The organism is Cohnella boryungensis, from assembly GCF_042651945.1.
Classification (GTDB): Bacteria; Bacillota; Bacilli; order Paenibacillales; family Paenibacillaceae; genus Cohnella; species Cohnella boryungensis.
Window position 1 is genome coordinate 340,739 of sequence record NZ_JBHSED010000013.1, and the last position, 26,457, is coordinate 367,195.

At 54.9% G+C, this 26,457-nt stretch carries 22 protein-coding genes and 1 riboswitch; of the genes, 6 read left to right on the top strand and 16 right to left on the bottom strand.

Annotated elements, in window-relative coordinates; genetic code table 11:
- Nucleotides 1-111: 111 nt before the first annotated feature.
- Nucleotides 112-1,755 (bottom strand): response regulator transcription factor, encoded by a 1,644-nt coding sequence (locus ACFO1S_RS09315; protein WP_204602631.1) that lies wholly within the window; start codon nucleotides 1,753-1,755, stop codon nucleotides 112-114.
- Nucleotides 1,748-3,589, bottom strand: a complete 1,842-nt coding sequence (locus tag ACFO1S_RS09320) for a cache domain-containing sensor histidine kinase (protein ID WP_204602630.1) — start codon at nucleotides 3,587-3,589, stop codon at nucleotides 1,748-1,750. The genes ACFO1S_RS09315 and ACFO1S_RS09320 overlap by 8 nt, the downstream gene beginning before the upstream one ends.
- Before the next feature lie 167 nt (nucleotides 3,590-3,756).
- On the opposite strand from ACFO1S_RS09320, the gene ACFO1S_RS09325 reads away from it, so the two are divergent.
- Both ACFO1S_RS09325 and ACFO1S_RS09330 read left to right on the top strand, forming a co-directional pair.
- Nucleotides 3,757-4,647, top strand: a complete 891-nt coding sequence (locus ACFO1S_RS09325; protein ID WP_204602629.1) for a carbohydrate ABC transporter permease — start codon at nucleotides 3,757-3,759, stop codon at nucleotides 4,645-4,647.
- Nucleotides 4,647-5,477, top strand: a complete 831-nt coding sequence (locus ACFO1S_RS09330) for a carbohydrate ABC transporter permease (protein WP_204602628.1) — start codon at nucleotides 4,647-4,649, stop codon at nucleotides 5,475-5,477. The genes ACFO1S_RS09325 and ACFO1S_RS09330 overlap by 1 nt, the downstream gene beginning before the upstream one ends.
- 109 nt (nucleotides 5,478-5,586) lie before the next feature.
- Here ACFO1S_RS09330 and ACFO1S_RS09335 read toward each other — a convergent pair whose 3' ends face one another.
- From ACFO1S_RS09335 to ACFO1S_RS09345, 3 genes are all read right to left on the bottom strand, one after another.
- Nucleotides 5,587-6,561: an HD-GYP domain-containing protein gene (locus ACFO1S_RS09335; protein ID WP_204602627.1), complete on the bottom strand. Its 975-nt coding sequence runs from the start codon at nucleotides 6,559-6,561 to the stop codon at nucleotides 5,587-5,589.
- Between the two features lie 84 nt (nucleotides 6,562-6,645).
- Nucleotides 6,646-8,484 carry a flagellar assembly protein A gene (locus ACFO1S_RS09340; RefSeq protein ID WP_204602626.1) on the bottom strand — a complete coding sequence of 613 codons (1,839 nt, stop codon included), beginning with the start codon at nucleotides 8,482-8,484 and terminating at the stop codon, nucleotides 6,646-6,648.
- Between the two features lie 75 nt (nucleotides 8,485-8,559).
- Nucleotides 8,560-8,646, bottom strand: a riboswitch (cyclic di-GMP riboswitch).
- 159 nt (nucleotides 8,647-8,805) lie between these two features.
- On the bottom strand, nucleotides 8,806-9,873 hold the full coding sequence (locus ACFO1S_RS09345) for a branched-chain amino acid aminotransferase (protein WP_204602625.1): 1,068 nt from the start codon (nucleotides 9,871-9,873) through the stop codon (nucleotides 8,806-8,808).
- 129 nt (nucleotides 9,874-10,002) lie between these two features.
- Between ACFO1S_RS09345 and ACFO1S_RS09350 the strand changes: the two genes are divergently transcribed.
- On the top strand, nucleotides 10,003-10,890 hold the full coding sequence (locus ACFO1S_RS09350; RefSeq protein ID WP_204602624.1) for a LysR family transcriptional regulator: 888 nt from the start codon (nucleotides 10,003-10,005) through the stop codon (nucleotides 10,888-10,890).
- Between the two features lie 69 nt (nucleotides 10,891-10,959).
- On the opposite strand, the gene ACFO1S_RS09355 is transcribed toward ACFO1S_RS09350, so the two are convergent.
- Nucleotides 10,960-11,691: a CAP domain-containing protein gene (locus tag ACFO1S_RS09355; RefSeq protein ID WP_378126650.1), complete on the bottom strand. Its 732-nt coding sequence runs from the start codon at nucleotides 11,689-11,691 to the stop codon at nucleotides 10,960-10,962.
- A gap of 137 nt (nucleotides 11,692-11,828) precedes the next feature.
- Here ACFO1S_RS09355 and ACFO1S_RS09360 point away from each other — a divergent pair, with 137 nt between their 5' ends.
- Complete coding sequence (locus ACFO1S_RS09360; RefSeq protein WP_204602623.1) at nucleotides 11,829-12,770, top strand: alpha/beta hydrolase; 942 nt, start codon at nucleotides 11,829-11,831, stop codon at nucleotides 12,768-12,770.
- A 63-nt stretch (nucleotides 12,771-12,833) separates the two neighbouring features.
- On the opposite strand, the gene rpiA is transcribed toward ACFO1S_RS09360, so the two are convergent.
- Nucleotides 12,834-13,532 (bottom strand): ribose 5-phosphate isomerase A, encoded by a 699-nt coding sequence (rpiA, locus tag ACFO1S_RS09365; protein ID WP_204602622.1) that lies wholly within the window; start codon nucleotides 13,530-13,532, stop codon nucleotides 12,834-12,836.
- Between the two features lie 205 nt (nucleotides 13,533-13,737).
- Here rpiA and ACFO1S_RS09370 point away from each other — a divergent pair, with 205 nt between their 5' ends.
- On the top strand, nucleotides 13,738-14,268 hold the full coding sequence (locus ACFO1S_RS09370; protein WP_204602621.1) for a Crp/Fnr family transcriptional regulator: 531 nt from the start codon (nucleotides 13,738-13,740) through the stop codon (nucleotides 14,266-14,268).
- Here ACFO1S_RS09370 and hmpA read toward each other — a convergent pair.
- From hmpA to pdxR, 3 genes are all read right to left on the bottom strand, one after another.
- Nucleotides 14,226-15,449 carry an NO-inducible flavohemoprotein gene (hmpA, locus tag ACFO1S_RS09375; protein WP_204602620.1) on the bottom strand — a complete coding sequence of 408 codons (1,224 nt, stop codon included), beginning with the start codon at nucleotides 15,447-15,449 and terminating at the stop codon, nucleotides 14,226-14,228. The two genes, ACFO1S_RS09370 and hmpA, sit on opposite strands and share 43 nt — an antisense overlap.
- Before the next feature lie 259 nt (nucleotides 15,450-15,708).
- Nucleotides 15,709-16,188, bottom strand: a complete 480-nt coding sequence (greA, locus tag ACFO1S_RS09380) for a transcription elongation factor GreA (protein ID WP_204602619.1) — start codon at nucleotides 16,186-16,188, stop codon at nucleotides 15,709-15,711.
- A 103-nt stretch (nucleotides 16,189-16,291) separates the two neighbouring features.
- Nucleotides 16,292-17,707, bottom strand: a complete 1,416-nt coding sequence (gene pdxR, locus ACFO1S_RS09385; protein ID WP_204602618.1) for a MocR-like pyridoxine biosynthesis transcription factor PdxR — start codon at nucleotides 17,705-17,707, stop codon at nucleotides 16,292-16,294.
- Nucleotides 17,708-17,811: 104 nt separating this feature from the next.
- On the opposite strand from pdxR, the gene ACFO1S_RS09390 reads away from it, so the two are divergent.
- Nucleotides 17,812-18,363 (top strand): pyridoxamine 5'-phosphate oxidase family protein, encoded by a 552-nt coding sequence (locus tag ACFO1S_RS09390; RefSeq protein WP_204602617.1) that lies wholly within the window; start codon nucleotides 17,812-17,814, stop codon nucleotides 18,361-18,363.
- Between the two features lie 249 nt (nucleotides 18,364-18,612).
- Here the strand turns inward: ACFO1S_RS09390 and ACFO1S_RS09395 are convergent, their stop codons facing one another.
- The 6 genes from ACFO1S_RS09395 to ACFO1S_RS09420 all read right to left on the bottom strand — a co-directional run bounded on the left by ACFO1S_RS09395 (nucleotide 18,613) and on the right by ACFO1S_RS09420 (nucleotide 26,445).
- Nucleotides 18,613-18,903, bottom strand: coding sequence for a response regulator transcription factor (locus ACFO1S_RS09395; RefSeq protein ID WP_204602616.1), 291 nt, complete (start codon nucleotides 18,901-18,903; stop codon nucleotides 18,613-18,615).
- A 172-nt stretch (nucleotides 18,904-19,075) separates the two neighbouring features.
- Nucleotides 19,076-20,278, bottom strand: coding sequence for a chemotaxis protein CheA (locus ACFO1S_RS09400; RefSeq protein WP_378126652.1), 1,203 nt, complete (start codon nucleotides 20,276-20,278; stop codon nucleotides 19,076-19,078).
- A 150-nt stretch (nucleotides 20,279-20,428) separates the two neighbouring features.
- Nucleotides 20,429-21,088: a response regulator transcription factor gene (locus tag ACFO1S_RS09405; protein WP_204602614.1), complete on the bottom strand. Its 660-nt coding sequence runs from the start codon at nucleotides 21,086-21,088 to the stop codon at nucleotides 20,429-20,431.
- A 36-nt stretch (nucleotides 21,089-21,124) separates the two neighbouring features.
- Complete coding sequence (locus tag ACFO1S_RS09410) at nucleotides 21,125-24,397, bottom strand: PAS domain S-box protein (RefSeq protein ID WP_204602613.1); 3,273 nt, start codon at nucleotides 24,395-24,397, stop codon at nucleotides 21,125-21,127.
- A gap of 32 nt (nucleotides 24,398-24,429) precedes the next feature.
- Entirely contained in the window at nucleotides 24,430-25,425 is a 996-nt protein-coding gene (locus ACFO1S_RS09415) for a peroxiredoxin family protein (RefSeq protein ID WP_204602612.1), read from the bottom strand.
- Nucleotides 25,426-25,470: 45 nt separating this feature from the next.
- Nucleotides 25,471-26,445, bottom strand: coding sequence for an aldo/keto reductase (locus ACFO1S_RS09420; RefSeq protein WP_204602611.1), 975 nt, complete (start codon nucleotides 26,443-26,445; stop codon nucleotides 25,471-25,473).
- Nucleotides 26,446-26,457: the final 12 nt, after the last annotated feature.

Below are 26,457 nucleotides of genomic sequence, written 5' to 3' on the forward strand. Positions count from 1 at the left end.
TGATTGGTTGTGGTCTACGTTGCCTATTCTAAAGAAAAAGCCGGATGATAAAAATGCACATAAGTGAATTGTTAAGGGTAAAAAAGTGGCGCTTTGTCCTTTGTCCGCTTTTTAGCCTTTCCCCAGACTGTCCCGGTATTCCGACGGCGATACGGAATAGTAGTTCCGAAACGCTTTGCTGAAGTAATTCTTATCTTTGTAGCCGAGCATAGCGGCAATCTCCTGAATCTTAAGCGCCGGGTCATCGAGCAGTTGCTTGGCTTTATCCATCCGAATTTTCTGCACATACTCGTGAATTCCGAAGCCGAACTGCTGCTTGAACAGCTTCATCAAGTATTCCCGACTTAAGAAATATTTCTCGGTAAACATCGAAATTTTGATGTCCTCAAAATAATGAGCATCGATGTAAGCCTTAATGTCGCCTACCTCGAACGGTCGGTTGGACGTCAGCGCGCGACGAATTTCGTTCCCGTAATACTCCAGAATGCGGAGCATCAGCGCCTCATATTGATCCGCGCAGAAGAAATCCGCATCGATGCCGGCTTCCCGCAATGCCGGGTAGAGACGATCATGCAGCGGCAAGCGCTCGGCGGATACCTTTAGCTCTAGCGCCAGATCGTTCATCAGAATAATAAACTCCTGCAGTGCCCGATCCGCCTGGCCGATGCTTAAACCCTCCGCCGACTTCCACTTGCCGATGAAGTCGCTTAGAATGCTTTTGGCCTGCGTAACATTGCCGCTCTCCAGCGCGCTTCGAATGAGGGGAAGCCTTCCCACAAGAGAGTAGCTGTCATGCGCAGCCGAGATATCCGCCCTTACGGCCGCGACCGCGAGCGGCATCTTAAGCAAGTCGATTCCGTTAAGCGCGGTGCGAGCGGATTCGTAAGAAACCGCCAGCTCCGCGACCTCCTCGCAAATCGTCCCCAAGCCCGTGATCACCTTCAATCCGAATAGCTCGTCCAGCAATCTGGCCGCTTTTTTCAGCAGATGGTCGGCTCGATAGCTCATTTCCTCTCGATAGCTGTCCGCCGAGGTCATCACCGTTACGATCTCGCGCTCTTGCTTCGGATTGGCCATGCTGAAGCACTGCACGTATTCTCCGGCAACATCGTTCATGACGTTGGCGACGGCAAAGTGCAGCAAATCGAAGTCCCGCTGAAACCGCTTGGCCGCAACTTCTCCCATGTTCATCAGCCTTATGACGGAGGCGGCAAAGCGATTCGAAGGATTGTCCGCTCCGATCAGCGGCAGAAGCGTGTCGTTGAGAGGATTATGGCTGCCCCGTTCCAGAAGCGACAAATAAATTTTTTCCTTCAGCTTGGGCAGCGACAGGTTCAGCGTTATATTTTTGTGAATGGATTCGGATGCCATCTCGCGCCGGGCATCCAGAACATGAATTGCCTTTCGGAGAGCCTGGTTCAGATCCTCCCGGTTGATCGGCTTGAGCAAATAATCCACGACCTTCGAGCGAATCGCTTGCCGGGTGTACTCGAAGTCGTTGTAGCCGCTAATGACGATGACCAGCAGCTCCGGGTATTGCTGCTCGATCAATCGCAGCAGCTCGGCCCCGTTAAGCTCAGGCATCTTCATGTCTACAATGGCCAGATCGACGGGAAGATCGGCCAGCTTGTCCAGCGCCATGCGTCCGTCCGTCGCTTCCCACAGCTCCGTCACCCCCAGCTTGCTCCATTCGCCCAAGATGCGAATCGCCTCGCGAACCGGCTCCTCATCGTCCACGATCAGCACGTTAACCATCGCTGCCACTCCTTCGCGGTATTCTCATTTCCATTTCCGTTCCGGACCCTTCGGACCGAATGCGAAGCTCTGCCGCCTCGCCGTAGAGAAGCTTCAGCCTCGTGTGCAGATTGACCAGCCCGATGCTGTCGTAGCTTTCGTTGCGGTCTTCCCAGCTGTCCTGAAAGGACTTCATCACCTGCTCCAGCTTGTCCTTCTCGAAACCCGGCCCATCGTCCCCCACCACGATGACGGCTTGATCGCCCTCCATGCCGGCTTTAATGGAGATCGTCACCGTATTGGCCACTCGCTCGAGGCCATGCTTGATGGCGTTCTCGACCAGCGTCTGCAGAGACAGCTTTGGCAGCTGCAGCTCCTTCATCGCATCGTCCCATTCGTATTCCACCTGCAGACGGCTTCCGAATCTGGCCTTCTGCAGGGACAAATACCGTTCAATATGCTTTAATTCCTCCCGCGCAAGCACGATATCCTTGCCGCTGATGCAGTATCTTAATGTCAGCGCCAATGCGTCGACCATATCCGCGATGTCATAACGATCATTTTTCAGCGCCTTGGTGGATATCGCCTGCAAAGCGTTATAGAGAAAATGCGGATTGATCTCCGCCTCCAGCGCTTTCAGAATCGCATTCTTCTCGACCAGCTTCATCTTGTAGCGCTCATTGATCAGCTCTCCGGTTCGTTTGACCATCAGGTTGAAATGCCGCGACAGATAAGCGATCTCATCACGTCCCTGCACGTTGGCCTCCGCTTCGAAATCTCCCGCGCTGAATCGGCTCATCTGGCCGGAAAGCTTCTTCAGCGGCCGCGTTATGGCATTGGAGGTAAACGTTACGAGAACAACGGAGAGCAGCAGGAACAACAAGCCGATGATCAGGCCGATGTTGCGGTTTGTCGTCGCGGCCTCGTAGATTTGCTTGTAAGGAATCGGCTTCACGAGCTTCCAGCCCAGCTGCTCCCCGACATTATAGACCACCATGTACTTCCGTCCGCCGACGCTCCAGGTGAAGCGCCCTTCCTTGCCTTCGCCCAGCCTCTCGATCAGCCCCTCTTTTTCCCTCTCCCCGTAGAAGGCAGGGTCGTCCAAGTAAAAAGCTTCGTCGTCCGGGTTGAGAAACAGCAAGTGCTGGCCCTCGCTGAAAGGAACGTCGCTCAGAATATCCTGCATCGCGGAGGAGTTGAAATAGAAAGACAGCACCGCTTGAGGCTCCCGATTCACGATCGTCCGAAGCACCCTGTGGTACGCCATAAATGTATCCTTCGGCTCTACCGGATATCCCAATTGCGCCGCGCTGCCAGGCGTGAAGGCTTGAAACAAGCGGTTGGACGGATTGTCCAGCGCTTGCCGATACCAGGGCATTCCCTTCACGTCCCCGGCCGTACCGGTTCTCACCGTGATATTATAATTTTCCTTCGTTATGGAATAATATTTCTGCTCCTCCACGAGGTACAGATAGATCGTCACCAGGTCGTCCCGGGAAAAATAAAGCTGCCGCAAGTAATTCTCCAAATACATTCTGGAGGCGTAATCCTTGTCTTGACGGACAATGGCGTTCGTCAGCTCGACATATCGAATGTTCGGCAAGGACAATTGCTCGATGCCGTCCAGGTAGCTTTCCAGATTCTGATTGACCAGATGGAGATTGTTCGTGGTGCTCGCGATACTGTTGCCCACCGACTCCTTCTCCAGAATCTGATAGGAAATTACGGTCAACGATGCAACGACGAGAATAATGATCGACGTAAACAGCAGGATGAGCTTGTTCACCAGCCGCCGGGAAATTCTGTCGTACAGACGAATCGCCCACCCGAAGAACCGCCTCGTTCGTTTGTTCATAAGATCCGCGCCCCTTATTCCGTCCACCTTTTTACCCTTAAATGGCTTCTTAAATCCATTTTTCGCGGTAACGAGGCTGTTTTATAATACACAAAGCAAAGTCGAAACCCTTACATCATGCCACATTCGGGACGATCTGTGAAACAGATCCTAGGAGAGGTGCTATTATGTTTAAGTCCTTCGGGAGAAAAGTAAGCGACAAACTGGAGTTCGGCATCTTCACCCTGCCGGTTATGATCTGCATCGCGGTCGCCTTCTATATTCCGTTCGCCATGACGATTCAATACTCCATGATGAAATGGAACGGGATATCCAAAAATCCGAAGTTCATCGGTCTGGATAACTTCAAGCAAATCTTCACGGGCGACGCCAACTTTACGAACGCGGCCTGGTTCACCATCAAATATGCCGTGCTGTATATCGTTCTGATCAATGTGCTGGCTATTCTGCTGGCCGTCATTCTGGACATGAAGCTCAAGAGCTCTACCTGGCTTAGAACGTCGTTCTTCATTCCGTACATTCTGAGCCTAGTCATTGTCGGCTTCATCTGGAAGTTCATCTTCATGCAGGGCTTCGAGTCCCTCGGAGCCAGCACGGGCTGGGCCATATTCAAGCTCAGCTGGCTGGGAGAGCCCGGACTTGCCTTCATTTCCATATTGGGCGTCTCGATCTGGCAATCGATCGGCTTCTACCTGGTCATCTACATTGCCGGCCTGCAATCGGTGCCGGAGGATCTGAAGGAAGCGGCGACCGTCGACGGCGCAGGGCCGCTTCGCAGATTTTTCAGCATTACGCTTCCGCTGCTGGCGCCGTCCATTACCATCTCCGTGTTCATGGCGCTTACGAACTCGATCAAAGTATTCGACGTCATCCTGTCGCTGACCGGAGGAGGCCCCGGCGGAACGACCTACAGCGTCGCTTACGATATTTACCGGGACACGTTCCAGAACAACATGTATGGATACGGCACGGCTAAAGCGCTTATTCTGTTCGTGGCGGTACTGATCGTCACTATAGTTCAACTGACCCTCTTCAAGAGAAGGGAGATTGAAGCCTGATGAAAAGCAACAAGGCGGGACGGATCGTCCTCGAAATCGTAATGGTGCTTCTCTCGCTCCTGTTCCTGTATCCGTTGTTCCTGGCCATTAACAACTCGCTTAAAAACTTCGGAGAAGTCATGAGCGATGTCATCGCCCTGCCCAAGCAGCTGGCCTTCGAAAATTATTCTTACGTCTGGTCTTTCATCAACTACCCTCGGCTGTTTCTGAACAATACGATTATTACGGTCGTCGGACTCGTCGGTATCGTGCTGGTTTCTTCTATTGCCGCTTACAAGCTGTCTCGAACGAAGAGCCGCACGAGCACGATTATTTATTTCCTGTGCATCATGCCCATGCTCATTCCCTTCCAATCGATCATGCTGACAGTGCTGCAATTGGCGAAGGACATCCACTTGAACAACAGCACATGGGGACTCGGCCTCCTGTACTGGGGCTTCGGCGCTCCATTGGCCGTCTTCATCTATCACGGTTTCGTGAAGGGCATTCCGAAGGAGATCGACGAAAGCGCGACGATCGATGGCGCTTCCGGTTTCCGATTGTTCTTCAGCGTGATCTTCCCGCTGCTGAAATCCGTTACGACAACGATCATTATCATCGACGTGATGTGGATCTGGAACGACTTCCTGCTCCCGCTCCTCATGGTCAACGGCTCGCCGTCCACGAAGACGCTCACGCTTGCCGCCTATACCTTCGTAGGGCAATATACGTCGGACTGGCAATATGCCATGACGGCCATGGTGATGGCTGTGCTGCCTTCCATCGTCGTATTCATTCTGCTGCAGAAATATATCGTCAAAGGCGTAGTCGCGGGAGCGGTCAAGGGCTGATCTTCGCCCTCCCGCTCGTGGTATGGCTGCCCAAGCAAACAAAAACAGGTCGCGTTCAAGGGAAGCACTGCTCCTTGACGCGACCTGTTTCGTTATATCTATCTTCGGGCTATTCGGCCACAATCTTGTCCAGATTGATGTCCTGGAGCTTGCTCAAATCGATGTATTCGCCCGCCACCTCCACGATGGGGCGAACAGGATCCTGAGCGCTTACCATGACGATTTTCCCCTCTCTCCCATCGGACAACACGACCGTATTGCCGATCAGCATATCCATAATCCTCTTGAGGAAGCTTAGCGTAATGGCTGGCTCAAGCGATCCGTACACGTTAGCCGCCAATTCCTTCAGCACCTGATAAAGCGGGAGCGGACTCTTGTAGACCCGCTTGGACACCATGGCATGGAAGACGTCGGCCACGGCGACGATCTTGCTGTACACGTCGATCTGGTCCGCCTTCAGACCGAACGGATAACCGCTGCCGTCCTCGCGCTCATGATGCTGAAGCGCCACGTAGGCATGGCGTTCGGGCAAGCCCTCCGAGTTTTTCAGAATCTCGAAGCCGTGAAGCGTGTGCTCCTTCACGATGGCGAACTCCTCCTCCGTCAACCTCCCCGGCTTGTTGAGAATCGCGCCGGGAATTCGCGATTTTCCGATATCGTGAAGGAAGCCCGCCGTCATCAGCTCCAGCGTTTGCTTGTCGTTCAGGCCCCGCGCTTTGCCGATCAGCTTGGACAGCAGAGCTACAGCGATGCTGTGCCGATAGACATACTCGTCGTGAACCTCGAGATAGAAGAGAATCTGATTCAAATTCGGATGATTGCTCATGAACAGAATGACGGGAATGATCTTGCTCTGCACATCCTCATACGGAATTCGATCCGTTTGCTTGGCGAACATGAACAGCTCCCGAACCTCCCGGATGGTCGATTCCACAAGATGGACAAGCGAAACCGGTTCAACATCCTGATCGGACAACGCTACCCCTTGCCGATTCAGCAATTGAACCTCCTTATCCGTCAGCACCCGCATGATCGGAACGATCAGAGTTCCCTGGTCGTTATATATATTTTTGTTAACTCGCATTCCTATGTACGATTTCTGTCGCGAAAGCGGCATGTCCACCCCACCAAGCACTGTTCGTTATGCGAAATTTGTTCTCTCGGCCTTCTATTCATTCCTCTTGAGCATCTGAATGTCGAAGGTGGTTTGATCGATGGGCTCGAATATATCCTTGCAGTATTTTCCGATGCACACTCTGCCCGAGTACATCTTCGTTACCTGAATCTTACGCTTGGCCTTAAGGATGGAGTTCGCCCCCGTCTGCCCGCCAATGATTTTCGCTTGAATGCTGTCCCCGGCTTCCAGACGGGAGCCTCTGCAGATCGAATGGCTTGAGTGAAACACGATGTTCCGGGCCGAGAACAGCTCGCACAGCAGCACCCCGTCGCGATGAACCACGATGTCACCGTTCGACTTCAGCTGGCTGTTCTGGCTTTGGCTGATACTGATCTCCACGTTCTCCTCCTGCATTCTCGCCACCTCTTTATGGGTATCCTGCAGCAAGGCGAGAAAGCTCTGCACGTACTCATAGGTGGCCGATTCTATCAGTTGGGTAGGCTGCGAGAATATAAGCGACAATTCCTTAAGCCTCTCGTATTCCGCCTGCTTGATGTGCTGAATGTTGGAGATTACGACATGAAGCTCTTTAATGGCCGGAACGATCTCTTTCATCTTCGTTTCCAGAAGAAGCTGGACGATCTGCCCATAGCGTACGCTCTGTCTCTTGGCCTCCAAGGCTTGCTCCAGCATTCTGGAAGCGGACAGCAGCTTCTCGATGTAGTCGCACAGCAGCTTCGACGTATGATAGAGCCGATTGAACAGTACGCCGAAATAGCCGGAATACAGCTTGCTGGCAATGGCGTTGCCCCTTACGTTGATGCTTCCGGTAGCCGTTATCGTCGAATTATAGACATTGCCGTACACATAGACGTTGCCCAGCGATTCGATGATCATATTATCCGTAACGTCGCCGTAAACGAGCACGTCTCCCGAGAAGACGATGTTCCCGGTCGCAATGTCCACATTGCCGGAAATGACGTAAGCGGTCGACACGTCGAAGGTTTTGATTTTGCCGCCGGTCACTCTCGGCCTTCCTTGCGCTTTGGCGATGACGACTCCGTCAGGCGTCAGCTCCACATTCGGCTTTCCCATGATGAAGATGTCCTTCGGCGGAGTAGGCAGCGACAGATTGCCGAGCACATCGTAGCCTGCGGTGCCTTCCTGCATCGGAATTTTTCGCGCCATGACCTCGCCCTTCTGGACCGTGGGAATACGCAGATGGTTACGATAATCGATCGAGCCCTCAACCTCGAAAAACTCGCTCGTCACCTGCTGAGGAAAGTAAATCTCCAGGCGGGCATCCTGGCCCTCCACCGGCTCCTTGCCGCTGGCTACGACAATCGGTTTGTATGTCGGCTCCAGCAGCTCCTGCTGGATGGCGGCGAACTCGATTCTCGCTTTAATCGACATCGCTTCCAGCTTGGACACGACATCCGCTAGCTGCACTGTCTTCAGCACCAGATTCTCGTCATCCTGCGCCCTAACGATTACCCGCTGAGCGGGTCCCGCATCCACGAGCGTAGTCGCATAGCGCTCTCTCGCATGCACGAGCAAGTAAGCGAACAGCTTGTCCTCGCTGATCGTAATCTCAAACAAAGGCTGCTCCTCGACCTTCCAGGTTACCCGATCGGTCGCCTTCACCGGAGATTCCCAAAGCACTTCCTCATCGTTGACATACAGCTTAACCGGGCTCATCGGGTAGATAATGGCGTATTCTCCGCCCCCCGTCGGGTCTTGAACCGAAATCTGCTGATTGCGAATGCGAATGGATCCGTCCTGCTTGAGAGGCGGATCTGCGGGCTCTTCCTCCGAAGAATCGTCGTCGCGATCAATGTTCAATTGATGAATCAACGTACGCAGCTCTGACTCGGTTATCTGTTTCTTCAAAATCTACACCTCTCGAAAAGCAAGCTGGGACCAATAAAAAAGACACCCTCCGAATGGAAGATGCCTAACGCCCCATTCGGTAGCTTGGCGACCATAGAACTTCAGTTCCTTAGGCCCATAGCTTTGCGTCCCTTTCTTTCAAAAGGTTTGCCTTTTCGTGCATGCGTCTCGTTGTTGTGTCAATCAAATTGTTTATTTATATAGTCAACCATGTCTTTATGCATAAACGATCCGATTTAATTATAAGACTATGGTCTTACTTTTATCAAGAAGTTTATCGATAAATGTCATTTCCTCCGCGATCGGCTCGAATGAACGATTCTACAGCTTAAGCAGCCAGCCGAACGGATCCTCGACGGCCCCGCGTTGAACCCCCGTCACGAAGCCGTACAGCTTCGCGGCCAGCGGCCCTGTCTGTCCGCCGTTCAGGATAAGTCTCTCGCCCTGCCAATTCAACTCGCCGACAGGCGAGATGACCGCGGCCGTTCCTGTGCCGAAGGCTTCCTCCAGCGTGCCGTTGCGGTAGGCTTCGACAAGCTCGTCGATCGAGATGGCTCTCTCTTCCACCTCAATGTTCCAGTATTTCAATAATTGAATGACCGAGTCGCGCGTCACGCCGTCCAGAATGCTGCCGCTTAACGCCGGCGTCACGACCTTGTCCGCGAGCTTGAAGAAGACGTTCATGCTGCCGACTTCTTCTATATACTTGCGATGAACCCCGTCCAGCCAGAGCACCTGGGAATAGCCCTTGTCGGACGCTTCCTCCTGCGCCTTAAGTCCCGAAGCGTAATTGCCGCCCGTCTTGGCGTTGCCCACCCCTCCGGGAACGGCCCGCACATATTGGGGCTCCACATAAATGCTGACCGGATTAATCCCCTCGCGGTAATATGCGCCCACCGGAGACATAATGATCATAAACAAGTATTTCTCCGAGGGAGAAACCCCGAGCGCGGCCTGGGTCGAGATCACAAAAGGCCGAATGTACAGAGACGTTCCTTCCTCTGTCGGTATCCACGATTCGTCGATGGTTACGAGCTGCTTCAACGCTTCCAGGGCCAATCCCTCGTCTATAGCCGGGATGCTCAGGCGGTCGTTAGAGCGATTGAGCCTTTGCAGATTCTTGAAGGGACGGAAGAGAGCCACCTTGCCCTCGGCATCCTTATACGCCTTCATCCCTTCGAATACCGTCTGTCCGTAATGGAACACTTTAGCGGCCGGGTCCAGCGAGATCGGCTGATACGGAACGATTCTGGCGTCGTGCCATCCCTCTCCGTCATCGTACTCCACGATAAACATATGGTCGGTAAAATACTTGCCGAAGCCCAGCTGGGAGAAATCCGGCTTCTGCTTAAGAGCGCTCGTCCGCTCGATCGAGATGGAATAACTCATTTCAACATCTTCTCCTTTAATAATAGCCCGCTGTGTATATAGTTGAATGATACCAAAGCGTTAAGTATATTGATAATATCTGTTTTGTCGGTTATCTATACCTTTTAGGTATAAGAGGAGGGTGCAAACATGGATATGCGACAGCTGCGTTATTTCTTGGCCATCGCCAGCGAAGGGCAGATTACACGCGCCGCAAAGCAGCTCAACATGGAGCAGCCCCCGCTCAGCAGGCAGCTCAGGCTCATCGAGCAGGAGCTCGGCGTCGTGCTGTTCGACCGCAACGGCAAGCAACTGCAGTTAACCCAGGCGGGAGAGCTATTGCGCCAAAGGGCGATCACGCTGCTGAATCAATTCGACGAGACGGTAACTTACGTTCAGGAGCTCGGAGAAGGCGTACAGGGCGTGCTTTCCATCGGAGCGGTCGTATCCTGCGTCTCGCTGCTTCCGCCGGTTCTACGCCGATTCACGGAGAAGTATCCTCAAGTGACCTTCAAAATCCAGGAAGGAGATCACTTCCTGTTGGGCGAACTTATGGAGAACCGCGATCTGGAGCTCATCGTAACCCGTCTTCCCTTCCAGTCAGACTTTCATTCCGAGCACTATTCCGTTCTCCCCTTGCCGTCCGATCCTTTCGTTGCGCTCCTTCCGTCAGAATGGACCCAAGGCGAGCATGAGGAAATGACGCTGCAGCAGCTTGCGCAGCTCCCCTTCCTCACCTTAAAGACGGACAGAACGACCGGAATGCACAATCAGGTGTTCCACGAATTCAAGCAGCTTGGTCTGGAGCCTAGAATTATTAGCGAATGCTCCAGCGTCGCAATCGCTATCTCCCTGGTGTCCGCCGGGATCGGGGCGGCGATTCTGCCCAAATCGGTTGTGAGCGTCTTCGCTCCGCCGAACCTTACGCAAGTCAACATCGCCAATGCTGCGATTGAGAGCGAGGTCGGGCTGGTCTGGCTCAAAAATCGGCATCTCTCCAAAAGCGCGCGTCACTTTCTGGAGCTGTTCACCGCGTAATTCGCGCGCAAGCGCGCAGGGATGACCGTAACCCGCAACGGTTTACGAACATCCCCGCGCACTGCCTGCTTATTTCGAAATAAACTGCTGCGTCCAGCAAGGCTGTCCGTTATTCGCCACGTAACCTACACCCAGGTGCGTATAAGCCCCGTTCAGGATATTGGCGCGGTGCCCCGGGGAATTCATCCAGGCTTGCACTACCTCCTGCGGGGACGGCTGGCCTTTGGCTATATTCTCGCCTGCGGATTGATATTGCACCCCGAAGCTCCGCATCATAGCGAACGGATCGCCGTATGTGGGGGAATTGTGGGAGAAGTATCCGTTGACGGCCATGTCCTGGGACTTGGCTCTAGCCGAACGATTCAGACTAGAGTCGTCGCCTGCGCAGGGCTGCAAGCCTGCCTTCTGCCGTTCCGCATTCGTCAGTCTCAGCACCTCCTGCTCATAGCCGGTCATACTCTCGTTTGCCGGAAGATTTACCTCTTGTCCCTGCGGGATTTGCGTATTCCCTCCCGCTCCGGGCGCCGCCGGTTGGCCCGCATTCGGATTGCCGCCGCCGGTTCGCTGCAGATCCGGGTTGGCCCGCAGCAGTTCGTCGAGATTCAGGTGGTATCTGTCCGCGATCTCCTGAAGCGATTCATTGCTCTTGGCGACATACTTGTTCGCAGGCAGCGTAGTCTCGATCGCGCTTGTCTGCATGGATGAGGACCTCAGGGGCATCGGCTGCGTCTTCATGTTGAGCGATTGATGTCCGCAAGCGGTCACGAGCAGGATACACAGAGCAAGAAACAGTTTTTTCATGGGGAACCTCCTTAGTCTAAGCTCAAGCTTACTTTCCCCGTTCCATGCGCAAAGCATCCAATCCGTTCGATTCGCAATGCCGAAACCGGCGGATGGCCTATACCCTGCCATGAAAAAAGCTAAGGAGGTTCCCCTAAATGAAAATTTCTTTCTACCTCGCCTGGTTTGTCGCATTCGCTCTGGCGAACGTCGGATGCGGCAACGCTTCGAGCCCCGATGCGGCTCCCTCAGTCTCCTCGCCGTCCACTCCACCCACTCCGGCGCCTGCTTCCACAAGCTCGCAAATCGAGCATGCCTATTTTCGCAGCGACACCTTGGGACGGGAAGTCGGAATCACCGTATATCTTCCACCGGGATACAAGGAGGAAGCCCTCGCTCGCTACCCTGTCGTGTATTTATTCTACGGCTATGGCGGAAATCAGGATGCTTGGTTCAGCGGACTGCATCTGGACCAGACGGCCGATCGTCTTATCCGCGATGGAACGATTCGTCCCCTCATTATTGTATGTCCGGACTATGGCAACAGCTTCGGCGTAAATACGGCGCCTGGAGAAGGCGTAGACCCTGGAGGCGTGGATATCGGGCCGTATGAGGATTATTTCATTCAGGAAGTCATTCCCTATGTCGATGCGAATTATCGAACCGATGCCGTCAAGGCCGGAAGATCGATCGGAGGCGCATCGATGGGCGGATTCGCCGCCCTGCATCTCGGCTTCCGGCATCCCGAGCTATTCGGCAAGATCGGCGCGCACAGCGCGGCTATCTGGGACGGCACTTCCAGCGATCTATATACCGATCAGCGCGATTGGCTGTACCCGAGCGAGACGTTGCGAGACGCGCGCGATCCGTTCCGGCTTGCGAAGAAGACCGAGCTCGGCGATGTTCGGGTTTATCTGGATGCCGGAGCGAACGATCCGTTGACCAGGGTGGACTATGCGCTTTACGAGCAGCTGCGAGACCGTAATGTCGATGCTCTGTGGGTGCCGAATGCCGGAGGGCACGATCCCTCCTACTGGTCCGGTCAGCTTTCTAATTATTTGATGTTCTACGCCGATGCAACGGCGAACGAATCGGATTGACCAACGCAAAGAAACGGCTGCTTACACAGCAGCCGTTTCTTTGCGTATTGCGTCGGTTCAGGTTCAAGTTGTTAAAACCTCGAAGTTATAGTTCATGAACAATCCGGATTCGACAACGCCAGGAATCGACTTGACTTCCTTCTCGAAGCCGTCGGCAATCTGGGCGAAGCGCACGTCCAGAATCAGATTGCCCGCCTCGGTAATGACCGGGCCATCCTTGGATACCGCCATTCTCAGCGTCACCTCGCGCGCGCCCAGCTTGGCCAATTCCGTCTCGACGAGGTGCAGCGCACGCGGATCGACTTCAATCGGAGCCGCGAATTTCTCGCCCAGAAACGAGACGAACTTCGAGGAGTCTACAAGAATGTAGTTTTCCGGTGCGCTCTTCATGACGAGCTTCTCCGCGAACATCGCGCCGCCTCTTCCCTTGATCAGGTTTTTCTTCGGATCTACCTCGTCGGCGCCGTCGAAATACCAGTCGGGTCTCGCGTTCAGAAGCGTAGAGGTCGGAAGCCCCATAATCGAGCAGGTCAACGACACCTCGTGAGATGTCGGGATCGCTGTCACGCGCAGCTTCTGCTCCTTGACCTTCTGGCTGATCGCAAGCAGCGCAAGGTATGAAGTAGAGCCGGAGCCGACGCCGATCACGTCTCCGTCCTTCACGCGTTCGGCGATTTTGGCCGCAACCGCTTCCTTCTGCTCTCTATTGGATATTTCCTTCGTCCACTGCAATGTCGTCGCGATTTTATTTTCCCAGATCATGACCAAACCCCGCTTCGATAAAATGTGAAAGCTCGACTGTACAGACTGCTTCTAATTATAGCATGTTTGACCGAAGCCGTCTCAGCCGTCAGCGCGCCGGGGTGTTCGATTGATTGTATCTTAACTGCTATAATGGGCAAAGAAAAAGCGAACAGCCCGCAGCGCGGGCAGTCGCTTGAACGTCACAGAAGAAAGGCGGGCTCGCGTGATTCTGCATCGAGGAGAAATTTTGTTTCGCCAGGGCGACATAGGATCGCTTTACCGCGTCAGGAGCGGCCTGCTCAAGATTATCCGTCTTCATGAGGATGGCACGCCAACGTTGATGAATATCATCGTGCCGGATGAAGTCATTCCCCATCATTCGCTGATCAGTCCGAATCCGAATCACGGAACAGCCGTCGCGCTTACCACCTGCGAGATTGAGCCGATCTCGGGAGCAACATGGTATCGGGAATTGGAGCAGAGCCCCGAGCGCTACCGCTCAATTGCATTGCTCCTCCAGGACAAGCTGCGAATGATGCAGAAGCGTATCGACCAATTGACGGAAGTGTCGCCCGCCGACAAGCTAAGCAAGCTTCAAGGCTGGTTTCGCGCTTACTTCCCGGATATTCCCCTGAAGGAACTGCTTACTCAGGATGAAATCGCTCAGTTTATTGGACTGCGCCGCGAGACGGTGAATCGGCTGCTACGCGCTCAAGCCGTCTCCAATGAACCGGCAGGCCCGAAAAACTCATAACGGATATCCTGCTCCGCAGCGCCCCACTCCTTCAAGGAACGGTAAATGGCTTTCATGAACGGAACCGGACCGCAGAAATAAAAGCAAGCATCCTTAGAAGGAATAATCGATTGCAGCCAAGGAAGATCCACGAAGCCTTCCTTGTGATAGCCTTGCAATTCCCGATCGCGAGCTGTGGGCTGCTCGTAGCACCAGTAAGTCTGGATATGCGGGTGCCGGCGCGCCAACTCCTCCGCTTGAGGCTTCAGCGCATGCCATTCCCCATTGCGAGCAGCTTGAATAAACGTCACGCGCCGACCAGGAGACGATTCCGCCAGCACGCTAAGCATACTCATTAACGGAGTCACGCCGATCCCGCCCCCGATGAGCACGATTGGACGATGGTCCTCCGTATTCAACGTGAATTCTCCGGCCGGCGCCGAAATCCATAGCTCGCTTCCCTCGCCCGCCCGATCGTGCAGATCGCTCGATACCTTTCCGGCAGGCAGGCTTTGAATCGCGTCCTCCCGTTTGACCGAAATCCGGTAATAAGGCTTTCCGGGAGCATCCGATAAGCTGTATTGGCGAATGTGCGTATTCTTTTCTCCGGGAATATCCATCTTGACGCTGATATACTGTCCCGGCAGGTAGCTCGCGATCCCCTTTCCGTCCGACGGCACCAAATAGAAAGAATCGATTACGTCGCTTTCCTTCACTCTCTTCGCAATCTTGAACGCCCGGAATCCCGACCAGCCGCCTTCCTGCTGCTCCGCTTCCCGGTACATATCCGCTTCTATGCCGATGAAAGCATCCGCGATTACGCCGTAAGCCTTCGCCCAAGCGCCGATAATCTCCTCGGTAGCGGCATCCCCGAGCACCTCCTGAATAGCCGCAAGCAAGTTTTGCCCGACAATCGGATAGTGCTCGGCTTTAATTCCCAAGCTTCTATGCTTATGGGCGATCTGCTTAACGACCGGAAGAATCGCTCCGAGATTGTCGATGTGCTTCGCCGCCGCATAGACGGCGTTCGCCAATGCCGTCTGTTGCCTTCCCTGCTTCTGGTTGGCGTGGTTAAAAATATTCAGCAGCTCGGGATGATTCTCGAACATTCTCGCATAGAAGCGCGTCGTAATCGCCGTTCCGTGCACCTCCAGCACCGGCACCGTGGACTTGATGATTTCGATGTTCTTTGCGCTAAGCATTATAAGTTCCCCCTCGTCTTTTCTGTTTGGACAAGACCCAGTATAGACGAGTCTTCTTCGGCGTCCCTGTGATCCGGATCACAGGAAATCGCAACAAAGCATGACGGAACGATAGTGCAAGGAGACAAGTAACAACGGCTTCGCCGTCCCTGAATCGGCGACAGACGTTGTGTAATCTTGGTCTATCCGATCGTTAAATCAAAAGCGGGAGCGCAAGGAAAATTCCCCTCTCGCTCCCGCTTCCCGTACCCCGGATCGTCTAGTCGACCTTGATCTCCAGCAATTCATACTTCACGGCCCCCACCGGAGCCTCCACCACGATAATCTCACCTACCTGCCTGCCGATCAATTCCTTGCCAAGCGGGCTTTCGTAGGAAATCTTGTTCTCGTTCACGTCCGCCTCGGCGGGACCGACAATGCGGTAGGCGATCTTCTCGGCGAATTCAATATCGTTCAGGACCACGGTCGAACCGACGCGAACCTTGGAGCTATCCAGACTGCTCTCGTCTACGACTCGCGCGTGCCGAAGCATCTTTTCCAGCACAAGTATTCTCGTTTCCATGAACGCCTGATCATCCTTGGCCGAATGGTACTCGCTATTCTCCTTAAGGTCTCCATAGCTGATGGCCAGCTTGATCCGCGCGGCCAGCTCCTTGCGCTTTACATATTTAAGGTCATCAAGCTCGGCCTGGAGCTTGTCCAAACCTTCTTTGGTCAGAATCACTTCATCTGCCGACATGGCTTACAGCTCCTAACTAGCATTCTGCTTTCCTAGCTCCATTGTACCCGATATCCAATTCGGTTGCACTTTACCGCGCGGAGCATCGCCGCATTCCGCCAAATCAAGTCCGATCATCGAACCACGCCTGCTTTAACCTGCCGATGCTCGCGGAAATGCGCTCTTCCTCAAGCCCTCCGAAGCCGAGCATCACATAGGAATCCGGACAATCCTCGGGGTTCATCCAGTGGCGACTCGGCGCGTACACCCGAATGCCATGCTCCAAGGCCCGATTCACAAGCTCCGTGCTCTCGCGGCCATAGACGTCCAGAAGCATGTGCAGACCCGATTTCTGTCCGATTACCCCGACCCGCTCCCCCATTTCCCGATGAATGGCATGGAGCAGCGTTCGATGTCGTGCCTGATAGCTTTTTCTTGTCTTACGGACATGTCTTTCATAATGGCCGTCTTTCATAAATAAAAACAACGCTTGCTGCAAGAGCGGAGATACCGACTGGCTGTAAGACTCCAGCCGAGCGCGGAAGTCACCCGCGAGACGCTCCGGCAGCACCATGTAGCTAAGGCGCATAGCCGGCATGAACGATTTGGAGAACGTCCCCAGGTAGATCGTCCTGTCCAGCGCGTCCATCGCTTTAAGCGCGGGAATCGGCTGTCCCTGATATCGGAATTCGCTGTCGTAATCGTCCTCGATGACAAGTCCTCCCGTCTCCTCCGCCCACTGGAGCAGCTCTCGCCGCTTCCCGACGGGCAGCACGCCGCCCAGCGGGAACTGATGCGCAGGCGTGACGTAGACCGCATCGGCTCGGCTGCGCCGCAGCGCCTCCACGCTCAGCCCGTCTGCTTCAACCGGTATCGGAACGATTGTCAGCCGATGGTTAGCCAGCACCGTTCGTACACCGTCATATCCGGGCTCCTCCATCCCGACTACTCTGATCTGCGGCAGCAACTGGCATAAGAGGCTGATCGCCTGCTGCGTTCCGCTCGCGAGAAAGATTCGATCGGGAGAGCACTCGACTCCGCGCGAGGCTTGCAAATACCGGGCAATCTGGGCACGCAGCTCCTTCTGGCCCTGTATATGTCCATAGCCGAGCACCTGACGGGACTCAAAGCGAAACGCGTCCATGAGGCATTTTCTCCATATTGCCAACGGAAAGCGCTCAAGCTCGACATCCCCGTACTGAAAATCGGCGATCAAGGGCGGCCTCTCCTGCTGACCCGGACCGCCCTGAGAGTCCTTCTTGCAAACCATAGGCACCATTTCCATCACAGGCTCAAGCGCAAGGACGAACAGCCCGCTTCGCGGCCTGCTCTGCACATAGCCCTCGGCAATGAGCTGCTGATAGGCAAGCTCTATCGTATTCTTGCTCAAGAGAAGGAAGGTCGACAGCTCCCGGATGGAAGGCAGCTTCTCATTACGCTGACGCTTGCCCGATTCGATCTGATGCCGAATATAGACGTACAGCTGCTTGTAGAGCGGGACTGTACTATCCCGCTCCAGCAATGGAGATAACCCGATCATTTCCGCCCTCTGACCCCTTTATTCTTATTAAATCTGTCACTTACAACCATGCCAGTATTTGAATACAATGAGCTTACCACAATATCGGACAGGAGTGACAGCCCATGATCCCCATGCGAATGTTCAAGCTTGAATGTCTCGATCCCGTGCGGATCGACGCCTTTCTTGCCCAGGCAAGAACCGGCTTTCTCGGCCTATCCTCGGCGGACCGTCCCTATGTCGTCCCGCTGAACTATGTATGGCACGACGGCTCCGTCTATTTCCACGGCGCCTCCGAGGGCCGCAAGACGGATATGCTGCGCCACAATAACCAGGTCTGCTTCACTGTATGCGAGGACCTCGGCACGATTACCGCATCGGTTCCCGCCCATACTGACACGGCTTACATGAGCGTTATGATTTTCGGCGACGTGACGGCCGTATCCGATCTGGATGAGGCCACCGAGGCCATGCAGCGAATGCTCGACAAATACGTGCCCGGTTACTACGATCAGCCGCTCGCTCGCAGTCACGTGGAGAAATACGTCTCTTCGCTGGGAAGCCGCACCGCCGTATTCAGACTGATACCGGACCGAATCACCGCCAAGGAGAACGAAGCTGCGGACGCCAGGGCTCTGTTCCGCCCTGGAAAGACCCGACAGGACGAGCGTATCTGAGCGAGCGTGAAAACCCGCTATCCGATGGACGAAACAAGCCGAGCGCCGGGGTATTAACCTCCCGGCGCTCGGCTCTTTCCTGAATTTATTTGAACGTCTCTGCCTGCTCACGAGAAGCAAGGCGAGCTGGATGAATTCACTTGCCCAATTGCGGCGCCCCGCTCCTGCCCCCACAATCTGTTAAAGCCTCCGGGTCGTCTGCGCCTCGTTTTATTTTTTGCAAGGCTTGCTCATACTTCGCTCATATCTCTAGAGGGCCACAGCCATTTCCTTATCCGTAAGCAGTCGGTTATGTACAATAAATTGCTCGACAACCATCGCTAGCAGCTCTCTCGTCGATCCGGCCTTCGTTTTATCCTGAATTTTGGCGATATGATTTTTGACCGTTTTCTCGGTGATGCATAATGCTTCCGCCAGCTTCCTATTGCTGTAGCCATGTCTGGCAAGACAATATACGATTTCCCTCTCTCTTGCGGTTAGACCGTGCAGCTTGGCAAAGTACGCTACGATATCCAATAAATAAGGCGAATCCTTATGCATCGATTCAGCACCTTTCCTGTCGTTAGATTTCCAATGCGAACATCCGTCAGCATCTTAGGCATAATACTACAAAAGTGTTAGACAAATATTTGCAGGATGTGAAAAATCTACGTTCTCCCCTCTGTCAACTAGGGGTTACAGGACGTTATTGTGCATTATTCCCGAGCTTCCGCTAGCGGGCGTCCGTTCGATCCGAACGGCCGGCATGAAGCGCCGTAATGGCGGCTACATCGACAATCATCGCGGGCTTTCCCCCCGAGAGAATCGCCATACCCGCAACACCCTCCGATTTGCCGATATAAGAGCCCAGAAGCCTCATGCGCACATCCTGGCTCCAGAGCACCTCGTCTACGGCTAGCGCAACTCTGCGCTCCGCCGAGCCGACGATAACCAGCGGTACTTTCTCTGTCGCTTTCACAACTCTCGGTATACGATACTGAGCATGAAGCCAGACAATGGGCAGATTCCTGTGCTGCAGCGGATACATTTGCCGTCCGTCCTGACTTCGAATATCGCTGTAATCGGCTTCTACGATCTCCGAGATCGCGCTTCTTGGGATGATATAGATATGCCTGCCCAGCAGCACCAGTACGCCGAAGAGCAGCTCCAGCGTCTGCGGCAGTTGAATTCGGAAGGAGGTTCCCTGACCGGGAGCCGTGTCGATATCGATCAAGCCTTGAACGCTCTCCACTCTTGTCCTGACCGCTTTAAGCCCCCCGCCCTCTCCTCTATGATAGCCAGGGTGCAGAACCAACTCAGCGGCTTCTCGATCCGTCATGGACGCCGCTTCTTCGGAAGTCGTCAGGCTTCGGCTCAGAGCCAGCCGTATCACGGATTTGGTATCAATACCAACACCGTCGTCCTTTACCCGGATAACGACCTGATTATCTTCCCGGTCCGCCGTAATTCTCAGCGTTCCTTCCCGCCTCTTCCCTTGGCCCTGCCTGGTCTCGGGGCGCTCGATGCCATGCTTGATCGCATTGCGGACAAGCTCTCTGAGCGGTTCCGCGATTGCCTCCAGAATATCGCGGTCCAGTTGGGTATTCTCTCCCTCAATCCTCAGGCTCACTTCCTTGCCCAAGTCTCGAGAGCATTCCTCCGCCAGCAAGGGCAGGTCGTCGAGAATCGTCGCGATCGGAAGCCGCTTAGCCTTCAGCACGCTTTCCTGCAAGCCATGGATCACATACGTCAAATGCTCGGCAATCTGGCCCAGCTCCTCCGTCGTCTCCTCCGCCATACGCATCTTCAGCTTCTGCGACAATTGATGAAGGCGATTCTGCCCGACAACCAAATCCTCCGCAAGCTTCATAATTTCGTCCAAATCGATCTTATTTTCATGAACGGGCCGAATAGTTTCCGCCAAGTCCTCTGTCAACGACTCTTCGCATCCCTTTCTTAGCGTTAAGTGAATCAACACGTATTGTCCTAGACTAGCTTGATCATAATAGGGCAGCACGATTGGCAACACGAAAATATATGGCGCGACCCCGCAATTTTTTTTCGGGCTGCTGCGGCCATAGGACAATTACGGCATAAAGTCCGCGTCGGACAGAAATCCCAATTGCTTAGCCTTGATTGCCGCCTCGATTCTAGACTTCACGCCAAGCTTGACGAACAGGTTGGTCAGCGCATATTCCAGAGAGCGTTGGCTCATTAAAGCGAACTCCGCAATATCCTTATTGCTCTTTCCTTTGGCGATTTGCTTCAGAATTTCATATTCCTTGTGGCTGATCGCGAGATTCACAACGGAGGAATTGTTCGACTCCGCGGCCTGCAGAGTCGTTCGGCGCAGCTGCCTGACTAGGGAAAGGGGGAGCACCACCTCGCCTCGCAGAGCGCAGCGGACGGCGGTCAGCAGTTGCTCGCTGTTGGACGTCTTCGGAATAAATCCGCACAAGCCGGACTCGATCATCAGATTGAAGTGATTGCTGACATCGAAGCCGGTGTAGATAAGAATGGTCGATTCCGGCCTGAGCTTCAACACCCGCTTGGCCAGATCGATGCCGTTGCCGTCGGAGAGATTGAGATCGATCAGCATGACGTCATAGGCCATCTGCTCGACCTTCTCGCAGGCTTCTCCGGCAGAGTGCGCCAGAAAAACCTTCATGCCCCCCTCCTGCTCAAGGATAATCTTCGTTCCTTCCATGACCGCCGGATGATCGTCCACCAGTAAAATCTTAATCATGCTGCCTTCACCTCGTTGTCTGGAGTGGAAACGAAACTATTCAATCCAAGGGACGGAGATCAGGATGGATAAACCCTTATTATGCGAAGAGTACAGCTGGATCGTCCCGTTCAAGCTTCGCACCCGCTCCCTCATTCCATATATTCCCATGCTGACAAAAGAATTATCAATCTTCCTGACGTCCATCCCCACCCCATTGTCCCCATAATCCAACTGAATCCTGCCATTCTGAACGGAGAGGGCAATGCGAACCTCCGAGGCAAAGGAGTGCTTCGTCGCATTCGCCAACAGCTCCTGAATGATGCGATACAAGCCGAGCAGCAGATCATCGTCCAGCGTGCGGAAGAACGGATCCGACTTGAACACAATCCGGTAGTTCGTGCGGAGCTGCGTCACCGCGAACAGCGCCTCCAGCGAGGAGATCAGGCCGCCCTCCTCCAGCATAGGCGGTCTCAGCTCGTTGCAGGTCAAGCGGATTTGGTAGATCACATCGAGCAAGCCCTGAGCGATCCGTTCGATGTGGCCGCGCATTCCAACCGGCAGCTCTTCGTGGGCCGTCAGCCGATCAAGCTCCCGGTACCAAATAATCTGCTCCTGCAGAGCCGAATCATGCAGGTCGTGGGACAAGCGTTTGCGTTCATTCTCGGACAGCTTGAATAACAGTCTCAGCAGCCACGTAGGGGCAACCTGCTGGGAAGCCGTCCGTTCCAGCTCTTTCGTCAAATCCTCTATGAGCAGGAAGTGATCGAACAGAACGCTGACATAACGCGCCAACGTCTCCAGCCATACCTTCTTTGACGTAATCTCCATGAGGGGCAGCTTCTCGTCAATGCGCAGCACATAGTTTTTGCCCCGCACCTCGCCGAGCTTCACTGAATAACCCCGCTCCGTCTCCATGACCCGGCACAGTCCGTCCGCATTCGGTTCTTCTTCCCTCACCCTCACCTTCGTGGCATCGAGGATATCCCGGACTTCCTTGACCAACCGCCGTTCCATCTGACTGATCTTCATCACCCCGAACAGATCGCGGGAGAATCGGTCCAGACTCGTCTGCAAGCGGAAATGCCGCTCCTCGCTTTCCACCAGCGCCCTTTCCGTTTGTTTTCTTGCCGTAATGTCCTCAAACATCAGTTGAATCGAGTCGGATTGCGAATCATAGATCGACATGAGCGAGATATCGATGACATGGCCGTTCGTATGCTTGATCTGGAATTCCCCCGGAGGAGCATAGCCGTTAGCCTCCGTGTCCTGAATCTTCCGCAGGGCATTCTCGCGCGAATCGGGGTGCACCCAATCCAGCATCGTCTCCGTCTCAAACTCTTCTCCCGCTCCCAGCATCCGGGAGCCGGCCGGATTTAAATAAATAATCTCCCCTTCCTTGTAGACGGCGATAGCCACGGGAGACATCTCGACAAGCCTCCGGTAACGCTCCTCGCTCTGCTGAAGCGCCCGCTCCATCTTCTTGCGCTCTGTAATATCGGTGAACAAAGTCAACGTCGTCTTCGTAAAATCATCATAGATTTCGGTTGCCTCTACCTCGACCGCTTGACTATCCTGACGGATAATCCGATATTCCATCACTCCGGCATACTTCGATCCCGCCGTTTGTTTCGCTCTGCGGATAACCGCCTTGCGGTCCTCGGGGTGCACAATATCATAGATCGTCTGAACCGCCAGTCCGGCCCCCGCATCCGCGCCCAGCAGTCGGAAGCCGGCGGCGTTCATGTAGAGGAAGGCTCCCCCGCTGTGAGCGAGCATCGGCTGGGGAGACAGCTCGATCAAGCTCCGGTATCTCTCCTCGCTCTCGCGCAGCTCCAGCTCGATCTTCACCTTCTCCGTAATATCGCGGACGATCACCACGATATTCTCCACTTCTCCGTCGTCTCCCAGCACCGGGGTGCACGAGGCTTCCAGCGTGACGAGATGTCCGTCGACATGAGGCATCCGGCAGCGGAAAAGCCTGTTGCTCTTATTCTCGACGATCTCCTTCAGCTCCAGCCGGAGACGCGAATGGTCGTCCGGATGAATAACCTGCTTCGCCTCTATCCCGTGCAGCGAATCCAAGGAGTAGCCTAATACCTTCTCGAAGGCCGGGGAAACGAACAACACTCGGGCGTTGCGATCCAGCACCCCCATCAGGTCCATGCTGTTGTCGGAGATCAGGCGATACTGCGCCTCGCGATTTCTAAGCTCTTTTTCCACCCTTTTGCGGGCTGTGACATCCTTGCAGATGACGAAGGCGCCCTCGACGCATTGATTCACGTAGATCGGGATCATCTTCATTTCCCAATGGAATTCGCCCCCGTTCCGGTGACGGGACACCACCTCGAATTGAGTGGAATGACCGCTTATCGTCTGGACAAAATACTCCACGAGCAGCTGCGAATTATCTCGCCCGAATACCTCCTCCAGCGGAAACTCCGCCGATTGCCCCACAATCCGCTCCCCGGTCAATTGCTCGGCAATCGGGTTGACGTCGATCACTTCGCCCTTCAGGTCCAGCTCGCAGATGACCTCCGAGTTGTAATCGAATAACGACTTGTACCTCTGCTGGCTGCGATCTCTCTCCTGTTCGGCCAACCTCCTCTCCGTCACGTCCACCGAGACTCCGTCTACGCGCACAACCTCTCCCCGCTCGTTGACCAGCGGCATAATTTTCGTCTGGATCCAGCGAAGCTGACCTTCGGCGTGAAGGATTCTATATTCGACTATATCCGAAATGCCCCGACGCGAGCTTTCCTCAAGCCGTGTAAAATGCGCGCGGTCATCCTCGTGGATGATGTCCGACCAATTCCGGGCGTCGACCAACCAATGCACCGGATAACCGGTCAGGGATCGCATTGCCTCGGACACGAAAGTAAACAATCGAGTAGTCCAGTCATAGGACCAGATGGCCACATCGATCTTGTCCAGCAGCTTCTCCAGCATATCCAGCTTGCTCTCCAACCGATCGCGGGCCGCTCTCTGGCGGGTGATTTCCTGCAGGAAGCCGTCGATGCGAACCAGCTGCGCATCCGGGCCGCACAGCGGGATGCCGGTATGCCTCACCCACTTGATCTCGTCCTTGCCGAGAAGCAGACGATGCTCGATCGTGCTGGAATCGCCTTCGGCCAACAGATCCATATGCTTGCGGAAGCGCTTTCGGTCTTCCGGATGCACGATCTCCTCCAGCACATACGGATCGCATTGCCTCCGGCCTTCGGGTCTGCCAAACAACTTCAAGCAGCCGGTCGACAATGTCAACCGGCTGGGCGATTCGTTTATTTCCATGGACCAGACGGCCGTATCCAAGCTGTCGAGAGTACTCATGCTGCGTCCATCTTCTCCTTCGCTTCGGCGCTTTATCGTTCGGCGGCCTTGACAGCCTTTTTCAAGCTCTCGTAGCTCAACGCTCCCAGATACCGTCCTTGCAGATTGCCGGAAGAATCAATGACATAGGTTGCCGGATACGCTCTTACCTTGTAGCTCTTAAGCGCTTCGCCTTGTTCGTCAAGCAGGATCGGGAAGCTTAATCCTTCTTCTTCCGCGTATTCCGCCACGAGACGGACACTCCTCTCCTGCGTCGTCGCATTTACCGAGAGAACTGCCACGTTCCGATCCCGATACTCCTGGTAGAACTTCTCCACATGCGGCATCTCCGCCTGACATACCTTGCACCAGGTCGCCCAAAAATTCAGCACAACGGTTTTGCCTCGATAATCGGACAGGCGAACCGCCTTGCCTTGCAGGTCTGTCAGTTCTACTTCCGGCGCTGCCTGCTGGTTGCGCACGCCCCCGGCTTCCGCCGGACCGAGCGCCGCATACAGAACCATCGTTGCGATCAGCGCCATACCGACCGCCTGCGCGACCGCCTTGCGAGACATGCCGAGCAGCAGCAGCGCGGCTCCCGCGGCCGCAAACAAGCCCAAATAGTCCCAAGACCCGGACGAATCGGCTGCCAGAATAAGCGCAAGGAACACTACGGCGGCCATCGTCGCTCCCCATGCTGCCGCTGCCAGCGCCGTCTCCCGAAGTCCGGCCCGCTTATAGTTCCTTAGGAAAATAAAAGCTAACGCGAGAAGGGAAGCCAGCCACAGGCCTTTGATCCCTCCGCTGAAGAAAACCAACGACAGCGGGTGCTTCAGAACGGCAGCCGGGTCGAACAGAAGCAGGCTTCCCTTCCAGACAAGCAGCCACACCAGCACGGCATTCCCTGCATCCGACACGAGCCTGTCCCGATCGGGACTGCCGCGCAGCCGATAGCGAACCGCCAGCACGCCGATGAATCCCGCAGCGATATACACAAGTAATTCGAGGTTCAGCACGAAAGTTCCGATTTGCAGGTTCGGCAGCTTCATCCCCCCTAATCGTTACTTCATCTAATAGCTCCGTCGATCGCTGGCTCAGGGCAGCCTGTAGAGCGCGAACGGCTTGCCGTAGAGGAACTCTGCGCTGATCTCGCCAAGCTTGGCCGCCGTGGCCTCATCCAGCTCTAAGTCCACGCTGCGCAGGTTGTCCTCCAGCTGCTGCGCCCGCGTCGCTCCCACAATGACCGTCGACACCGCAGGGCGCCCGATCAGCCAGGCCAGCGACAGCGTGCCGGGTGTGCTGCCCTGCTCGGCGGCAAGCTGTCCAACTTGCTCGGCCAGCATCAGATAACGGTCCTCCAGAAAACGGGCGAAGCTCGGGTCCGTCATGGCCCGCGACCCATGAGGCTCCCGATCGGACTGGCTATACTTCCCGGTGAGAATCCCTCCGGCCAGCGGGAAATAGGGGATGATGCCGACGCCTTGATCCAGGCAAACCGGGACCAGCTCATTCTCCGGCGTGCGATCCGCGAGCGAGTAGCTCGCCTGAGTGGACACATAGCGACAGTATCCCTTCTGCTCGCTGATCCCCAGCGCCTTCATGAGCTCCCACGCCGCATAGTTTGATGCTCCGATATAGCGCACCTTGCCGGAGCTCACGAAGTCGTCCAGCGTCCGCAGCGTCTCTTCCAAAGGCGTGTGAGGATCGAACGTATGAATCTGATAGAGATCGACGTAATCGGTCCTCAGCCGGCGCAGACTGTCTTCCAGCTCCCGCTGCAGATGAAACCTCGACGACCCCCGGCCGTTCGGCCCCTGGTCCTTCACCAGCCCTGCCTTCGTCGCCAGGACGGCATTCGATCGCCGTCCCTCCAACGCAAGCCCGATAATCCGCTCGGACTCCGTTCCCGCATAGATATTCGCCGTGTCGATAAAATTGATGCCGCGGTCCATGGCATCGTGCACGATCCGAATGGAGGTCTCCTGGTCCGCCCTCTTGCCGAACGAGTTCGTGCCCAGGCCGAGTACCGAGACCTGAAGCCCGGCGCTTCCCAAACGACGATATTTCATGAGTGATTCTCC

What these genes read in the sequence shown, in the direction of transcription:
- ACFO1S_RS09315 (WP_204602631.1), bottom strand. Translation starts at nt 1,755, where the DNA reads ATGGTTAACGTGCTGATCGTGGACGATGAGGAGCCGGTTCGCGAGGCG.
- ACFO1S_RS09320 (WP_204602630.1), bottom strand. Translation starts at nt 3,589, where the DNA reads ATGAACAAACGAACGAGGCGGTTCTTCGGGTGGGCGATTCGTCTGTAC.
- ACFO1S_RS09325 (WP_204602629.1), top strand. Translation starts at nt 3,757, where the DNA reads ATGTTTAAGTCCTTCGGGAGAAAAGTAAGCGACAAACTGGAGTTCGGC.
- ACFO1S_RS09330 (WP_204602628.1), top strand. Translation starts at nt 4,647, where the DNA reads ATGAAAAGCAACAAGGCGGGACGGATCGTCCTCGAAATCGTAATGGTG.
- ACFO1S_RS09335 (WP_204602627.1), bottom strand. Translation starts at nt 6,561, where the DNA reads ATGCGAGTTAACAAAAATATATATAACGACCAGGGAACTCTGATCGTT.
- ACFO1S_RS09345 (WP_204602625.1), bottom strand. Translation starts at nt 9,873, where the DNA reads ATGAGTTATTCCATCTCGATCGAGCGGACGAGCGCTCTTAAGCAGAAG.
- ACFO1S_RS09350 (WP_204602624.1), top strand. Translation starts at nt 10,003, where the DNA reads ATGGATATGCGACAGCTGCGTTATTTCTTGGCCATCGCCAGCGAAGGG.
- ACFO1S_RS09355 (WP_378126650.1), bottom strand. Translation starts at nt 11,691, where the DNA reads ATGAAAAAACTGTTTCTTGCTCTGTGTATCCTGCTCGTGACCGCTTGC.
- ACFO1S_RS09360 (WP_204602623.1), top strand. Translation starts at nt 11,829, where the DNA reads ATGAAAATTTCTTTCTACCTCGCCTGGTTTGTCGCATTCGCTCTGGCG.
- rpiA (WP_204602622.1), bottom strand. Translation starts at nt 13,532, where the DNA reads ATGATCTGGGAAAATAAAATCGCGACGACATTGCAGTGGACGAAGGAA.
- hmpA (WP_204602620.1), bottom strand. Translation starts at nt 15,449, where the DNA reads ATGCTTAGCGCAAAGAACATCGAAATCATCAAGTCCACGGTGCCGGTG.
- greA (WP_204602619.1), bottom strand. Translation starts at nt 16,188, where the DNA reads ATGTCGGCAGATGAAGTGATTCTGACCAAAGAAGGTTTGGACAAGCTC.
- pdxR (WP_204602618.1), bottom strand. Translation starts at nt 17,707, where the DNA reads ATGATCGGGTTATCTCCATTGCTGGAGCGGGATAGTACAGTCCCGCTC.
- ACFO1S_RS09390 (WP_204602617.1), top strand. Translation starts at nt 17,812, where the DNA reads ATGATCCCCATGCGAATGTTCAAGCTTGAATGTCTCGATCCCGTGCGG.
- ACFO1S_RS09395 (WP_204602616.1), bottom strand. Translation starts at nt 18,903, where the DNA reads ATGCATAAGGATTCGCCTTATTTATTGGATATCGTAGCGTACTTTGCC.
- ACFO1S_RS09405 (WP_204602614.1), bottom strand. Translation starts at nt 21,088, where the DNA reads ATGATTAAGATTTTACTGGTGGACGATCATCCGGCGGTCATGGAAGGA.
- ACFO1S_RS09410 (WP_204602613.1), bottom strand. Translation starts at nt 24,397, where the DNA reads ATGAGTACTCTCGACAGCTTGGATACGGCCGTCTGGTCCATGGAAATA.
- ACFO1S_RS09415 (WP_204602612.1), bottom strand. Translation starts at nt 25,425, where the DNA reads ATGAAGCTGCCGAACCTGCAAATCGGAACTTTCGTGCTGAACCTCGAA.
- ACFO1S_RS09420 (WP_204602611.1), bottom strand. Translation starts at nt 26,445, where the DNA reads ATGAAATATCGTCGTTTGGGAAGCGCCGGGCTTCAGGTCTCGGTACTC.